At 64.7% G+C, this 15029-nt stretch carries 9 protein-coding genes; 5 read left to right on the top strand and 4 right to left on the bottom strand.

Translation table 11 applies throughout. From position 1 onward, the window contains the following. Window positions 1–114: 114 nt before the first annotated feature. From NKJ94_RS21625 to nagA, 4 genes are read left to right on the top strand one after another with little or no spacing between them, the layout of a single operon-like run. Window positions 115–996 carry a glucosamine kinase nucleotide-binding domain-containing protein gene (locus NKJ94_RS21625; protein ID WP_352527622.1) on the top strand — a complete coding sequence of 294 codons (882 nt, stop codon included), beginning with the start codon at window positions 115–117 and terminating at the stop codon, window positions 994–996. Continuing rightward, on the top strand, window positions 993–1775 hold the full coding sequence (locus NKJ94_RS21620; RefSeq protein WP_352527621.1) for a GntR family transcriptional regulator: 783 nt from the start codon (window positions 993–995) through the stop codon (window positions 1773–1775). Before NKJ94_RS21625 ends, NKJ94_RS21620 begins: the two co-directional genes overlap by 4 nt. Then, entirely contained in the window at window positions 1772–2803 is a 1032-nt protein-coding gene (locus NKJ94_RS21615; RefSeq protein ID WP_352527619.1) for an SIS domain-containing protein, read from the top strand. The genes NKJ94_RS21620 and NKJ94_RS21615 overlap by 4 nt, the downstream gene beginning before the upstream one ends. Next, window positions 2800–3978, top strand: a complete 1179-nt coding sequence (gene nagA / locus NKJ94_RS21610) for an N-acetylglucosamine-6-phosphate deacetylase (protein ID WP_352527617.1) — start codon at window positions 2800–2802, stop codon at window positions 3976–3978. Before NKJ94_RS21615 ends, nagA begins: the two co-directional genes overlap by 4 nt. Here nagA and NKJ94_RS21605 read toward each other — a convergent pair. The 4 genes from NKJ94_RS21605 to NKJ94_RS21590 all read right to left on the bottom strand — a co-directional run bounded on the left by NKJ94_RS21605 (window position 3975) and on the right by NKJ94_RS21590 (window position 12396). Then, window positions 3975–5498, bottom strand: a complete 1524-nt coding sequence (locus NKJ94_RS21605) for a malonate--CoA ligase (RefSeq protein WP_352527616.1) — start codon at window positions 5496–5498, stop codon at window positions 3975–3977. The two genes, nagA and NKJ94_RS21605, sit on opposite strands and share 4 nt — an antisense overlap. Window positions 5499–5538: 40 nt before the next feature. Continuing rightward, the gene (gene rpe, locus NKJ94_RS21600; RefSeq protein ID WP_352527615.1) at window positions 5539–6216 is read right to left on the bottom strand and encodes a ribulose-phosphate 3-epimerase; all 678 of its coding nucleotides are present in this window, start codon (window positions 6214–6216) and stop codon (window positions 5539–5541) included. Between the two features lie 224 nt (window positions 6217–6440). Further along, window positions 6441–10412 carry a DUF7929 domain-containing protein gene (locus tag NKJ94_RS21595; RefSeq protein WP_352527613.1) on the bottom strand — a complete coding sequence of 1324 codons (3972 nt, stop codon included), beginning with the start codon at window positions 10410–10412 and terminating at the stop codon, window positions 6441–6443. 10 nt (window positions 10413–10422) lie between these two features. Further along, a complete protein-coding gene (locus NKJ94_RS21590; protein WP_352527611.1) occupies window positions 10423–12396 on the bottom strand; it encodes a hypothetical protein in 1974 nt (657 codons plus the stop codon). 578 nt (window positions 12397–12974) lie between these two features. On the opposite strand from NKJ94_RS21590, the gene dnaK reads away from it, so the two are divergent. Then, complete coding sequence (gene dnaK, locus NKJ94_RS21585) at window positions 12975–14891, top strand: molecular chaperone DnaK (RefSeq protein ID WP_023718912.1); 1917 nt, start codon at window positions 12975–12977, stop codon at window positions 14889–14891. Window positions 14892–15029 lie beyond the last annotated feature (138 nt).

The raw sequence follows: 15029 nt of genomic DNA, 5'->3' as shown, positions 1-15029 counted from the left end.
TTCGGACAAAATCGGCTGATTTTCCAACAAATTACGCCTTAACATTTTTGAAATGGAAATTAATCCTTGGCTATTGGTATTTTATTGGTATTATCCGCCCGGAGGAGAAATCGCGTGAAATTCGTGCTCGGAATCGATGGCGGCGGCACCAGCTGCAGGGCGGCCCTTGCAACGGCCGACGGCACCGTCCTCGGCCGTGCCAAAAGCGGCGCCGCCAACATCCGCACCGATCTCACCGGCGCCAGGACGAACATCGTCGACGCAGCGCAGCAGGCCTTTGTCGCCGCAGGCAAGGATCCCGCACTAATCCCGCAAACTCCGGCCATTCTCGGCCTAGCCGGCGCCAATGTCGGCACCTACAGGCAGCAGCTCGAAGCGATCCTGCCGTTCCGCATCAGCCGCGTCGAGACCGATGCCGAGATCGCGCTGGAAGGCGCGGTCGGCTCCGGTGACGGCGCCATGGCCATCCTCGGCACCGGCACCGCCTACATGGCGCGCAAAAACGGCAGATCGCGCGCCATCGGCGGCTGGGGTTTCCAGGTCGGCGACCAGGGCAGCGGCGCCCGCATCGGCCGTGACCTGCTCGAACAGACGCTGCTCGCCTATGACGGCATCCGCGAAGGCTCGCCGCTGACAGAGGCCATGCTCGCCATCTTCCGCAACAATCCCGAGGATGTGGTCGAATTCACCACCAATGCCAAGCCCGGCGACTTCGGCGGCTTCGCGCCCAAGGTGTTCGAACATGCCGAAAGGGGCGATGTCGTCGCCATCTGGATCCTCGACAAGGCTGTCGCCGATGTCGAGGCAGCGCTTGGCGTGCTCGACCTCGGTGGCGACGATCCGCTCTGCCTGCTCGGCGGGCTGGCGCCGCTCTATGCGCCGCGCCTGTCGGCGCGCTACCGGGCGTTGCTGAAGCCGCCGCTCGACGATGCGCTGGGCGGCGCGGTGCAGATGGCGGTTCGGATTTTCGCGGACACGGCGGAGGCAGCGCGATGAGCGACGCCGCCGACCAGATTTTCACGGCGCTGAAACAGTCGTCGCAAAGCGGCGCGCCGCTCTATCTGCAGCTGAGGAAGAGCATCGAGGACGCCGTCAAACGCGGGCTGATCGGACCGGGCGATGCGCTGCCTTCCGAGCGCGACATCGCCAGCAAGGCTGACATTTCGCGCGTCACCGTGCGCAAGGCGGTACAGGACCTGGTCAAGGGCGGCATCCTCGTCCAGCGCCATGGTTCCGGTACCTTCGTTGCGCCGCGCATGGAGCGCGTCGAGCAGTCGCTGTCGATGCTGACCTCGTTTACCGAGGACATGGCGCGGCGCGGCATGGCGGTGCGTTCGGCCTGGCTCGACCGCGGCCTCTATCCGCCGTCGCCCGACGAGATGATGGTGCTTGGCCTGGCGTCGAACGAATTGGTGGCTCGTGTGGCGCGCCTGCGCATCGCCAACGACACGCCGCTGGCGATCGAGCGCGCCTCACTATCGACAAGCGTGCTGCCCGATCCGGCGGCGATCGGTTCATCGCTCTACGCGGCGCTGGACAAGACCGGCAACAGGCCGGTGCGGGCGGTGCAGCGGATTTCCGCCACCAATCTTGGCGATAGCGACGCGCATCTGCTGGAAGTGCCGCCGGGCATTGCCGGCCTGCACATCGAGCGTATCTCCTATCTGGCGAGCGGTAAGGTGATCGAGTTCACCCGCTCCATCTACAGGGGCGACGCCTATGATTTCGTCGCCGAACTCCGGCTGAGCGGGCCGGGCGAAGAGGGCCGGCCATGAGCGCAACAACGACCCATATGCGGCGCGAGATCGAGGAGATCCCGGAGGCCACCGCACGCCTGCTCGATGGCTCGGCAGCGATGCTGACCGAGGCCGGGCGCGGCATTCGCGAGCGAGACCCGAATTTCGTCGTCACCGTGGCGCGCGGTTCGTCGGACCATGCCGCGACCTTCATGAAATATGCCGTGGAGCTGACCGCCGGCCTGGCGGTTGCATCGGTCGGCCCGTCGATCGCCTCGATCTACCGCGCGAAATTGAAACTGGGCGGCTCGGCCTGCCTGGCGATCTCGCAATCCGGCAAGAGCCCGGACATCGTTGCGATGGCGCAAGCGGCGAGAGCCGGCGGTTCGCTGACCGTCGCCGTCACCAACACCGCCGATTCGCCGCTGGCACGCGCCTGCGACTACGCGATCGATATCCTGGCCGGACCGGAGCGCAGCGTCGCGGCGACGAAGACGTTCGTCAATTCGGCGGTCGCCGGGCTCGCCTTGATGGCGCATTGCACCGGCGATGACAAACTTCTGGCAGCACTCGCTCGCCTGCCGGAACATTTTCGCAAGGCGATCGCTTGCGACTGGATGGCGCTGGCCGGGGCGCTTGAGACGCCGAAATCGCTGTTCATCCTTGGCCGTGGCCCGTCGGCGGCGATCGCCAACGAGGCGGCACTGAAATTCAAGGAAACCTGCGCCATGCATGCCGAGGCCTATAGTGCGGCCGAGGTCATGCATGGCCCGCTGGCGCTGGTCGGTCCCGGCTTCCCGGTGCTGGCACTCGCCGCCCGCGATGCATCCGAACCGTCGGTGGCCGAAGCCGCGGACAGCCTGGCCGGCAAGGGCGCCGCCGTCTTTGTGACTTCGGACAAGGCAAAGAGGGCGCAGCCTCTGCCGCATGTCGCCACCGGCCATCCGCTGACCGATCCGCTGACGCTGATCGTGTCGTTCTACGGCTTCGTCGAGGCTTTTGCCCGCCATCGCGGCCTCGACCCGGACACGCCGCCCAATCTGCGCAAGGTGACGGAAACCCTATGAGCGACCGTTTTGCCCTGACCGGCGCCCGGATATTCGATGGCGACGACTGGCACGACAATGCGGCCCTTGTCGTACGCGCCGGCCTCGTCGAGGCCATCGTTCCCGCCGGCGCCGTTCCATCCGGTGTTGCGCGTATCGAGACCGGCGGCGGCATGCTGGTGCCGGGCTTCGTCGACCTGCAAGTCAATGGCGGCGGCGGCGTCATGCTCAACGACCATCCGGATGTCGCCTCCATCCAGACCATCTGCCGGGCACACGCGCCCTTCGGCACGACGGCACTGTTGCCGACGCTGATCACCGACACGTCCGAGATCACCGCCGCGGCGGTTGCCGCCGGAGCAGAGGCCGCACGGCAAAAGGTGCCGGGTTTCCTGGGCCTGCATCTCGAAGGCCCGCATCTGTCGATCGCCCGTAAGGGCGCACATGACCCGGCCCTGATCCGGCCAATGACCGATGCCGACCAGGCGATGCTGATCGCCGCGCGGAAAAACCTGCCGGTGCTGCTGACGACAGTGGCGCCCGAATCCGTCGAGCGCGACCAGGTGTCGGCGCTCAGCAAGGCCGGCATCATCGTCAGCATCGGCCATTCGGATACCGGCTATGCCATGGCCCGCGCCTTCGCCGAGGCCGGCGCCACGGTGGTCACACATCTGTTCAATGCGATGAGCCAGATCGGCAATCGCGAGCCGGGGCTGGCGGGCGCGGCAATCGATACCGGCACATTCTATGCCGGCATCATCGCCGACGGTATCCATGTCGATCCGGCCACCATGGCCATCGCCTTGCGCGCCAAGCCGGGGCCGGGCAAGATCCTGCTCGTCACCGACGCCATGGCGACGATCGGCACCGACATGATCTCGTTCACGCTGAACGGCCGCACCATCCACCGCAAGGATGGCAGGCTGACACTTGCCGACGGCACGCTGGCTGGCGCGGATCTCGACATGATTTCCGCGGTGCGCTTCGTGCACCGTGTCGTCGGCCTCGACCTCGACGAAGCCTTGCGCATGGCCTCGCTCTATCCGGCGCAGGCGATCGGCCAGTCGCATCGGCTCGGGCGCTTCGCCAAGGGCACCGCCGCCGACATCGTTTCGCTGTCGGACGATCTGGACGTGAAAAACGTCTGGATCGACGGCGCCAAGGTTTTTACAGCCAACGCTATCCCTCAGGCTTAGCCGGCTTTGGACGTATAGAGGGCCTTGTAAGCGTCGCGCAGCAGGTTCTTCTGCACCTTGCCCATGGTGTTGCGCGGCAGTTCGTCGACGAAGATCACCCGTTTCGGATGTTTGTACTTGGCGAGGCGTCCGGCGATGGCCTCGACGATCTCGGCGGCGCTGATGGTCGAGCCCGGCGTCCGCACCACGACCGCCGTGACACCCTCGCCGAAATCCGGATAGGCAACGCCGATGACAGCGCTTTCGGCGACACCGGCAAGAGCGTCGATCTCGCTCTCCACCTCCTTCGGATAGATGTTGTAGCCGCCGGAAATGATCAGGTCCTTGCCACGGCCGACGATGTGGACATAGCCGTCGGCATCGATTAGGCCGAGATCGCCGGTGATGAAGAAACCGTCGTCACGGAATTCCGCTCTGGTCTTTTCCGGCATGCACCAGTAGCCGGAAAAGACATTCGGGCCCTTGACCTCGATCATACCGATCTCGCCCTGGGCAAGTGTTTCACCACCGTCGGGATCGGTGATGCGCAGGCAGACGCCGGGCAAGGGAAAGCCGACCGTGCCGGCACGCCGCTCGCCCTCATAGGGGTTCGACGTGTTCATGTTGGTCTCGGTCATGCCGTAGCGCTCGAGGATGGCGTGGCCGGTGCGCTCGCGCCAAGCCTTGTGCGTCTCGGCCAAAAGCGGCGCAGAGCCGGAAACGAACAGGCGGATGTTTTTCGCCGCTTGCCGGTTCAGGCCGTCCTGCTGCAGCAGGCGGACGTAGAAGGTCGGCACGCCCATCAGCGCGGTGGCGCGCGGCAGCAGCGAGACGATGCGGGCCGGGTCGAATCTGGTTTCGAACAGCATCGATGCACCGGCCATCAGGACGACATTGGTGGCGACGAAAAGGCCATGCGTGTGGAAAACCGGCAGCGCATGGATCAGCACGTCCGCGGCAGTGAAGTGCCAGAGGTCGACGAGCACCCGTGCATTCGAGGCGAGGTTTTCGTGGCTGAGCATGGCGCCTTTCGAACGGCCGGTGGTGCCGGACGTGTAGAGGATCGCAGCAAGGTCATCCGGTCCGCGCGCCGCATCGTGGAAGTCCACCGCCTCCTCAGAGGCGCGATCGGTCAACGACCCCTCGCCCTTGCTGCCGAGTGTCGCGACCGCGGCGCCCGAGGCCTGCGCCAAAGAGCCGATCTCGCCCGCTCGCGCCGGGTCGCAGACGACCAGGCGCGGCTCGGCATCGCGGAAGAAATAGTCGAGCTCGGTCAGCGTGTAGGCGGTATTGAGCGGAAGGAAGATCGCGCCGGCACGCAGACAGGCGAGATAGAGGAAAATGGCCTCGGGGCTCTTCTCGACGTGAACGGCGACGCGGTCGCCGGCTTCGACGCCCAGCTGTGACAGCGCATGCGCCAGTTGTGCGGAGCGTGCCAGCACATCGCCATAGCTGACCGAGCGGCCGTCCTCCGTCTCCATAAAAAGGCGTTCTGGCGCGGGCATCCGGGCACGGAAAGCATCGAACAGATGGTTGCTCATAAGTCCCCCCGAGCGGCTGTCTCCGGCCGGACGGCGGCGGTCAGCCGGCCGCCTTGTCCGCCGCTCCCCTGATTGCCTCGATGTTTGCCCGGTAGGCTTCGACGCTGCCGCCCTTGAAGATGGCGGCACCGGCGACCAGCACGCTGGCGCCGGCCGCGGTGACCAAGGGCGCAGTTTCGGGCGAGATGCCGCCGTCGATCTCGATCCGGATCGGCCTGTCACCGATCAGCGCCTGCACCCGCCTCACCTTGTCGACGATCGCGGGAATGAAGGCCTGGCCGCCGAAGCCCGGATTGACGGTCATGATCAGGATCAGGTCGAGCCGGTCGAGCACATATTCGATCATCGTTTCCGGCGTCGCCGGGTTGAGCGAAACGCCGGCCTTCTTGCCGAGGCTCCTGATCGTCTGCAGCGAGCGGTCGAGATGCGGCCCGGCTTCGGCGTGCACCGTGATGCCGTCGCAGCCGGCTTCGGCGAAGGCCTCCAGATAGGGATCGGCCGGTGCGATCATCAGATGGCAGTCGAAAAACGCCTTGGTGCGTTTGCGGATCGCCTTGATTACCGGCGGGCCGAAGGTGATGTTGGGGACGAAATGCCCGTCCATGACGTCGAGATGGATCCAGTCGGCGCCAGCCGCGACCACCGCCTCGACCTCGTCGCCGAGCTTCGAGAAATCCGACGCCAGCACCGATGGCGCGATCAGGGTTTTTTTGCTCATGATGCGGCCTTCCCGAACGCCCCGGTTTACGGACCCTGTGTCTGTATCGACTGCCTAGACCATGAGTCCGGAAAGTGGAAGCCGGTTTGTCCTCCCGTCGACGCAACGGCTTCAGGTTTGCGCTGCCTTCTCATCTGCCGCTGAAGAAAAAACCCCGCCGGATCGCTCCGGCGGGGTGTTGGGTGACGAGCACGGTCACTGTTTGAAGTTCCGCGCCCCGTATCCTATTGCTCCGGCTGCGGCTTGCGCCGTGGAACGACTTGCTGAAGAACATTCGGATTCAGCAGCAGGTTCGGCTCAAGCGTCGATTTCCGGCGGATCGGGACGCAGTCCGGATATCGTCCGACCGTCCCGACCGGGCAGCGCCGCTTGATGATCGGCTGGCACTGGCCGTTGATCGGCCGCGCGCCCGGTGCGCATTCCAGCCGTGGTTTGCGGCAGGCGCCGTCGCGCAGCTCGGTCCCACGCGGGCAGACACAGGCGCCGCGCTTGTTGTGGATCTGGCCAGGTATCGGGCACTCCACCACAACTGGCTTCTTGCGCCGGCAGGCATTGCCTTGCACTTCCGCACCTTTCGGGCAGACACAATCGCCATCGGCGTTGTGGATCTGACCGCGGATCGCGCACTGCTCGGGCTTTGGCTGAATTGGCCGGCAGACATTGCCCCTGACTTCCGTGCCCCTCGGGCAGACGCAATCGCCGTCGGCGTTGTGTATCTGACCCCGAATGGTGCACTGCTCGGGTTTCGGCTGGATTGGCCGACAGGCATCACCCCTGACTTCCGTGCCCCTCGGGCAGACGCAATCGCCTCCGGCGTCGTGGATCTGACCGCGGATCGCGCACTGCTCTGGCTTCGGCCGAATTGGCCGGCAGGCATTGCCCCTGACTTCCGTGCCCCTCGGGCAGACGCAATCGCCTCCGGCGTCGTGGGTCTGACCGCGGATGCTGCACTGCTCGGGCTTTGGCTGGATTGGCCGACAGGCATTGCCCCTGACTTCCGTGTCCCTCGGGCAGACGCAATCGCCAGCAGCGTTGTGGATCTGGCCACGAATGGTGCACTGCTCGGGTTTCGGCTTGTTCCCAACGCAAGCGCCGTTCTCCAGCTCGGTTCCGCGCGGGCAGACGCAGCGTCCGTCCTCGGTACGGATCTGGCCCTTGAGCAGGACACAAGGCTTCGGCTTCGGCACGATGACCGTACCGCCGCCCGACGAGCACTGGCCGTTGCGGAAGGTCGTGCCTGGCGGGCAGACGCAGTTGCCAGCGTCGTTCATGACGAAGCCTTGCGAACACTCCTTCTTCACCTCATGCATGATGATGAAGGGATGGCAGGCATAGGCCTTGCCGCGATCGCCCTGCACGTTGGCCGCACCGCGGGACAACACGTCGCCACCGCCTTGCACCGGCGTGTTCGGAGACAGCACGCCGACGCAGTTCTGGCCGTTGACAGTGCCTTGCAGACTGGCCAGACGGCCATCGTCGGGAATGATCACGGTCACATTGTGCACGTGGCTTTCCCCGGCGCCGAGCGTCAGTTGGGCAATGCAGGACAGAGGCAAGGTTGCCGGCTCCGGCGAGCAGCCGAAGGGCGGATCGATCGAGGCGATCGCAACGCCCTCCAGCCGGCCGAGGCCTTCGACGCCGATCGCATCGCCGATGCGAACCGGACCGGAGAAGGCGCTCGCGCCATCGTTCGTGATGGTGATCTCGAACGAGCAGGGCTGGCCGAGCTTGCACTCGGCGTCGCCGGTCTTCTCGACGCGAATGGTCGAGGCGCCGCCGCCCTTGGCGCAGGCCTGGCCGATCGGATAGACGATATCGTCTCCCGGAGCCGGGCCGTAGGAGCCGCGTGCGCAGTTCTCGAATTCGGCGTTCGCGGCAACCGTCACGTCGAAATGGCGGCTGGTTCCGGGCGTCATCACGGCGCCGGGAATCTGGCACGACAGGGTATTGGCCGGAACCGGTCCGCAAGCCCATTCCGCACCGTCTGGGGTGACGGTCTGGATCTGGACCGGCGCTCCGCCGGCCACCAGCGTCGCGGCGTCATTGACCCGCACCGGACCGGTCGGGGCAGTGGTGCCGAGGCTGATAACGGTAATGCGGCAGGAAACGACCGCAGCACCGGCCAGCGAGCCATTGCACACCTTGGTGATGCGCAGGGCCGGCTGGCCGCCATTCGGATGACGGAGGCGTTTCTTGGCGCAGGCCCTGTTGTTGACGATGTCGTTCTCACCGGGAATAGCCTTCACCTCGGCGCAGTTCTCGACGCTATCCGGCCGGTAGTTGGCCGGCATCACCGCCCTGACGAAGATCGGCGTCGAGGCGCCCGGCATAAGCGCGATGCCGGCATTGTCGCAGCGGAACTGGCCGGGGCCGTTCGGCCCGCATGTCCATGGCGGCGTCGGGCCGAAGGTCGAGGATGGCGGTGCGCCGCCCGGATAGGTGTCGATGACCGTCAGCGGCCCATTATAGGGGACACTGCCATTGTTGATGATGTCGATCACGAAGGTGCAGACACCATCGGCCGAACAGAATTCGGTGCGGGCGCGCTTCTTCAGGATCAGGTCGACCTTCTTCTCCACCGGCGGCCGGCAGTCGCGGTCACGATCGCCACGCCGGCAGATCGGGATCGAAGCACAGCCGCGGTCGTTTTGCTGGCTGCCGAAAAGCGGCTTGCCGCTGGCCCCGTAATTATAGGTGGCGCAGTTGCGCAAGACGCCGCCTTGCCAGCCTGCGGCCGGCTTGAAGCCGAGCTTGAGGTCGACGGAAGCACCCGGATTGAGCGTAGTCACCGGATGGGTGCAAATCATCGGGGTGATTGCCGGCGCGCAGACCCATGGCGGGTTCGGCCCTGAATCGAGGGCAGAGCCGGCCGGCAGCGTCACTTCGTCGAGCACGATCTTGCCGTGATAGGGTGCATCGCCGACATTGGTGACCCTGATGGTGAAGTCGCAGCCGCCGCCCATCGTGCAACGTTGCACGTCGGCGCGCTTTTCAACCTTCAGATCCGGTTCCTTGTCCTTCGGCGGGCACCTCTGGTCACGCGGGATGACGATGTCGATGGTCTGCGTGCAGCACAGGCCCCAGCCCTCCTTCGGGCCGGCATAGGTTTCGATGCCGGTGACGATGATGTGGATGACGTCGCCAGGTGATGCACCAACGATCTTCCAATTGAGCACACCGCCGCCCGCCGGCACCAGCTGCGTGTCGGGGATGATGGTGATGCCGGGTGTCGTCGTCGAAAGCTGCACCCATTTGCCACCCATCTCAGGGCCGACCGGCATGTGGTAGATGAAGGCGCCGCCGCCGGGGACGCAATCGACCGTGCCTCGCTCCACCTTGAAGCATTCCCGATCGCCGGGAGGTGGAGGCGGCGGGTTGCACTTGGTGACGTCGATCTTGATCGAGGTCTTTGCACCCGTGAGATAGTTGCCGTCGTCCGGCTTGCCCGGGTCCTGCGACGGGATTTCGACGCCGGCGCCGCGTTCGCGGCTCACCTTGATCACGCCCTGATTGTCGACGATCGCCGGCGACGGAAACGCCGTATGGTCGATCTTGGCGGTGATCTGGAAGGTGATGACGCGCTCGTTCGGAGCGCCGATGCCGTCGAGATCGCCGGCGGAAATCCGGAAATCGGAAACCGTCGCCGTATCGTTGGGATCAGCCGAACTGCTGATCGCAGCGCCGGGCAGCGGTCCGCCGGACTCATCGGTGCCGTCGCCGGTCACATGCACGCCGACGATCCGCAGGCCATGCGGGAGCTGGTCCCTGAAATCGAGCCTGACCTTTTTCAGCGCTTCCGCGAGGTTCGGGCTGGCAAGACCCTGCGGATTGCCGCGCAAGCCGAAGCTCAGCGAGTATACGACATAGTCGCAGCCTCTCTGGGTGCCTTTCTTGGTGAAGAAGGGCACGATCCGGCCCGGCTCCGGATTGACGATGCGAGGATTGTCGAAATCGAGCTTGGGATCCGGAATGACCGTGTGGATGCCCGCATCGGCAGGCTTGGTCTTGGCCGGAGCAAGGTCTTCGGCGAAGCCTTGCAGCGGGCCTAGCATGGCGACCGCGATACCGGCCGCCATCAGCCAGCGCGCGCCGCGCCTGGCGAGTGACAGGGGTTTCATGATGGTCTCCATGACGATTGGTTGATTGCCGGTTGACTCACTGCTCGGGGCGAGCGGGAAAAGTGCAAGATTGCTCATCTTCCCCTCCTCACGGCTCGCAGCTGACGGCTGGGGTTCTGAGCGGCAAGGTCATCTTGCAGCAAGGGTAGTAGCCACCCTTGTCGCGGTCGGACTGCTTGTAGAAGCAGAGCCCGACATCGACCCTTTCGCCAGGATAATGGCCGGTGATGCCGATCGTGTATGGCGCGCCGGGAGCATGCGACAGGGGTGATGTCACGCCGACGCCAGGCGTCCTGGACAGAGCCTTGATCGAATCGCCGCCAAAGCCGGCATGGTCATGGAGATAGAGATCGGCTTCGAGGCCCGAGGGCGTGCAGAAATACTCGACGTCCTCGACATCGATACAGGGAGGCAAGTTCCCGGGGGGCGGGAAGTCCGGTGGATAGAAAGGTGGCAGATAGTCGCCCGGCACCTGCTCGTAATAGCCGGCGCGACCTTCGCAGGGGCGCCAGACCTCGACGTCGCCGACATGGCCTTCGACTTCCGGGTCTTCGAAATAATTGTCGAAATCGACGAACCACGAGCCGAAAGGCGGCACGTTGGCCGGCTTGACCAGCGCCGTCGGCGTGACCTGCACGCCGTGCACGGCAAGCGGCCCGCCGGCTGCGAGCTGTTCGGCGAACTCCGGGTTGTCGCGCAATTTGTCGCCGGTATCGACCAGCGTGTCGGTGCAGACACCGGTGTCGAGATTGCCTTGGGCATCGTAGCCATATTGCAGGTCGAGGCCGCCGGCCGACTGCCGGTTGTCTAGCGGGAAGCCGACCGCATATTCCTGCGGCACTTCCACCCAGACCGATTCAGTCGCCGGATCGTCCGGGTTTTCGCGCCAGTAGCGGATGACCTCACCCTTGCCGGAATCGGCGAACTGGCTGTAGTCGTAGCGGTTCTCCACCGGGCCGCGCTGGGCCAGATACATGAAGCCCTTGTTGTCAAAGGCGATGTCGGTGACCGCGTAATCCTTGTCGGCCTTGACTGTCAGTTCCCAGCGCGGGTCGCCGGCGAAGCTGCCGTCGCCGGCAATGCCCACCGACCAGATTTCCGCCTTTTCGCCGACCGAATAATAGAGCCGGCCGCCACGATAGGCGACCGACCAGACGCGGCGCTCGTCCTGCGTATAGCCCCAGCTGTCGGGGTCCTCGCTGTCGAAGGCAGCACCATGGATGTCCATCACAGAGCCGTCGTCGGCAAGGGCGGCAAGCCCGTGCGCCGGGCGTCCGGCAACGCCGTGATCGAATGTATCGACCAACGCGCCATTGGCGTCGATGCGGTGGATGAGGCCGGTGTCGAGATCGCTGGCGAAGAACTGGCGGTGGATATTGTCGAAAGTGACGTCGCCGATGCCGGGACCGCTATCGGCGTCGATATCGGCGAATTTCGAGACGGCGCCGGTGATGCCGTCGATCTTCCAGATCGTTCCGGGGCCGCCGCCGTTTTCGGTGCCGAACTGGCCGTCCATGAAGACCGCGTCAGCCATGCCGCGGCGTTGCCGCTCCGGCCGGCCGTCGCCGTCGCCGTCTGGCGTGACGATGCGGATGCCGTGCAGCGACGTGGCGCCGGCATAGAGGTTTGGAATGGCGGAGGGAACGCCGTCGCGCACGCCGTCGTCATAGGCGATGCCGAACACCTGGCCGATTTGCTCGGCCGTGACCTCGAAGGGTGGCGGGGTGAAGACCAATTGGCCCGAGGCCGGCCCATCCAGCCTTGAAACGTCGAAAACGCGCAAGGTTGCGCGCGCCGTGTCGATGAAGGTTTCGTCGACCGGATCGACGCCCGGCGGCAGCCCGTCCTCGAAATTGGGGATGATGGTGCCGGAAAACCCGGTCACTGCCATCGAGCCCGGATAGATGATCTGGGTTTCCTGCGCCTGGGCCGAGCCGCCAAGCCAGAGGCTGGCCCAAAGCCCGGCGATAAGCGCCAAGGGCAATAATGCGCTGGTTGCCTGGATGACACGGCGCAGACGGCCGGCATAAGAGCGCGCGAACGCGCCGTGGTCGCACGACATGGATCTCCCCCCGCAGGTCATGGGAGAAACATCCGGTCTCGGCGCGCAAATCAGGGCAAGGCGCGGCGTTCCGGCACGTTCATCCCTGATCGAATTGTCTGCTTTCCTCAACGTCATGCTACGCCTGCGTCTGCGCGGGGTCAATGGAACCGGCGGAAAGCCCAGCGCATCGACCCGGTCCCGAAGGCGATGGTCGCGCTGAGCTCCTGCTGTTCCCGGAGACCATGGAGCCTCTGGGTTTGTGGTCATTGGGCTTTCCTTTCCGGGCCGCACCACGCGGCACCTGAGCGTCAGTCGCAGGCTGAGGCGGAAAGGTTCATTGGTCGGGCTGAACCGGCTGGATTCGAGATATCGTGGCCGAGGAACACGGGGCCTGCCGGTCCCGAATCCGATCAACCGCGATGAATGGTGAACGCCTTGCGCAGAATGCTTGCGCGTCACGCAGCCTGTTCTTATATACGCGCCAAGCCGTCCAGCGCCGAATGCCGGTTGCCGGAGCGGAATTTCTTGTGAACAGGGGCTTTCGTCGGAACGCCTGTACGGGTCCTGAGAGCCTGCTTAGCGGAGAGATTAGAAAAATGGCAAAAGTAATCGGTATCGATCTGGGAACAACCAACTCCTGTGTCGCCATCATGGACGGCAAGGAATCCAAGGTCATCGAGAATGCGGAAGGCGCGCGCACGACCCCCTCCATCGTCGCCATCAACAGCGACGGCGAGCGCCTCGTCGGCCAGCCGGCCAAGCGCCAGGCGGTCACCAATCCTGAAAACACCATCTTCGCGGTCAAGCGCCTGATCGGCCGCCGCTATGACGATCCGGTGACGGAGAAGGACAAGAAGCTTGTCCCCTACAAGATCGTCAAGGGCGACAATGGCGATGCCTGGGTCGAGGCCGGCGGCAAAAACCAGTCGCCCAGCCAGATCTCGGCGATGATCCTGCAGAAGATGAAGGAAACGGCGGAAGCCTATCTCGGCGAAAAGGTCGAGAAGGCGGTCATCACCGTTCCTGCCTATTTCAACGACGCCCAGCGCCAGGCCACCAAGGATGCAGGCAAGATCGCCGGCCTGGAAGTGCTGCGCATCATCAACGAGCCGACGGCGGCCGCACTTGCCTATGGCCTGGACAAGAAGGAGGGCAAGACGATTGCCGTCTATGACCTTGGCGGCGGCACGTTCGACATCTCGGTGCTCGAAATCGGCGACGGCGTGTTCGAGGTGAAGTCGACCAATGGCGACACCTTCCTCGGCGGCGAGGATTTCGACATGCGTCTGGTCGAATATCTGGCGGCCGAGTTCAAGAAAGAACAGGGCATCGACCTGCGGAACGACAAACTCGCCCTGCAGCGCCTCAAGGAGGCGGCTGAAAAGGCCAAGATCGAGCTGTCGTCCACCACGCAGACCGAGATCAACCTGCCTTTCATCACCGCCGATGCCAGCGGCCCCAAGCACCTGACGCTGAAGCTGACGCGGGCGAAGTTCGAGAGCCTGGTCGAAGATCTCGTCCAGCGTACCATCGAGCCCTGCAAGGCGGCGCTCAAGGATGCCGGCCTCAAGGCCGCGGAGATCGACGAGGTGGTTCTGGTCGGCGGCATGACCCGTATGCCCAAGATCCAGGAGATCGTGAAGCAGTTCTTCGGCAAGGAACCGCACAAGGGCGTCAACCCGGATGAGGTCGTCGCACTTGGCGCCGCCATCCAGGCCGGCGTGCTGCAGGGCGACGTCAAGGACGTGCTGTTGCTCGACGTGACGCCGCTGTCGCTCGGCATCGAGACGCTGGGCGGCGTGTTCACGCGGCTAATCGAACGCAACACGACGATCCCGACCAAGAAGAGCCAGGTGTTCTCGACGGCCGAGGATTCGCAGTCGGCGGTGACCATCCGCGTCTTCCAGGGCGAGCGTGAAATGGCCGCCGACAACAAGGCGCTCGGCCAGTTCGACCTGGTCGGCATCCCGCCTGCCCCGCGCGGCGTGCCGCAGATCGAGGTCACCTTCGACATCGACGCCAACGGCATCGTCAACGTCTCGGCCAAGGACAAGGGCACCGGCAAGGAGCACCAGATCCGCATCCAGGCGTCTGGCGGCCTTTCGGATGCCGACATCGAGAAGATGGTCAAGGATGCCGAGGCCAATGCCGAAGTCGACAAGAAGCGGCGCGCGCTGGTCGAGGCCCGCAACCAGGCCGAGGCTCTGGTGCATTCCTCGGAGAAGTCGCTGAAGGACTATGGCGATAAGGTCTCGGAGACCGACCGCACGGCGATTGCCGATGCGATCGCGGCGCTGAAGACCGCTGCCGAAGGCGACGATGTGACCGAGATCGAGGCCAAGACGCAGACGCTCGCCGAAGTCTCGATGAAGCTCGGCCAGGCCATGTACGAGGCTTCGCAGAAGGAAGCCGCCGAGGCCGACGCCAAGGCGGATGCCGCCAAGGACAGCGATGTGGTCGATGCCGATTTCGAGGAAATCGACGAAGACGACGAGAAGAAGAAGTCGGCCTGAACCGCCTGACGGTACAGGTAAGGAAAAAGCCCGGCGCGCAGCCGGGCTTTTTTGCAACCCTTGCCGGAAAAACGCGGAGCCGGCCGAAAAAATGCGGACAAAGCCTCGTAGACACTGGCATCCCGGCTCCATCGCACC

This window comes from Mesorhizobium sp. M0060, assembly GCF_040323155.1.
Taxonomy (GTDB): Bacteria; Pseudomonadota; Alphaproteobacteria; order Rhizobiales; family Rhizobiaceae; genus Mesorhizobium.
This window is presented reverse-complemented; position numbering and strand designations above follow the sequence as displayed.

Excerpts from the sequence above, each read along its gene's own strand:
- NKJ94_RS21605 (WP_352527616.1), bottom strand. The coding sequence starts at position 5,498 with ATGAGCAACCATCTGTTCGATGCTTTCCGTGCCCGGATGCCCGCGCCA.
- NKJ94_RS21620 (WP_352527621.1), top strand. The coding sequence starts at position 993 with ATGAGCGACGCCGCCGACCAGATTTTCACGGCGCTGAAACAGTCGTCG.
- nagA (WP_352527617.1), top strand. The coding sequence starts at position 2,800 with ATGAGCGACCGTTTTGCCCTGACCGGCGCCCGGATATTCGATGGCGAC.
- NKJ94_RS21595 (WP_352527613.1), bottom strand. The coding sequence starts at position 10,412 with ATGAGCAATCTTGCACTTTTCCCGCTCGCCCCGAGCAGTGAGTCAACC.
- rpe (WP_352527615.1), bottom strand. The coding sequence starts at position 6,216 with ATGAGCAAAAAAACCCTGATCGCGCCATCGGTGCTGGCGTCGGATTTC.
- NKJ94_RS21590 (WP_352527611.1), bottom strand. The coding sequence starts at position 12,396 with ATGTCGTGCGACCACGGCGCGTTCGCGCGCTCTTATGCCGGCCGTCTG.
- dnaK (WP_023718912.1), top strand. The coding sequence starts at position 12,975 with ATGGCAAAAGTAATCGGTATCGATCTGGGAACAACCAACTCCTGTGTC.
- NKJ94_RS21615 (WP_352527619.1), top strand. The coding sequence starts at position 1,772 with ATGAGCGCAACAACGACCCATATGCGGCGCGAGATCGAGGAGATCCCG.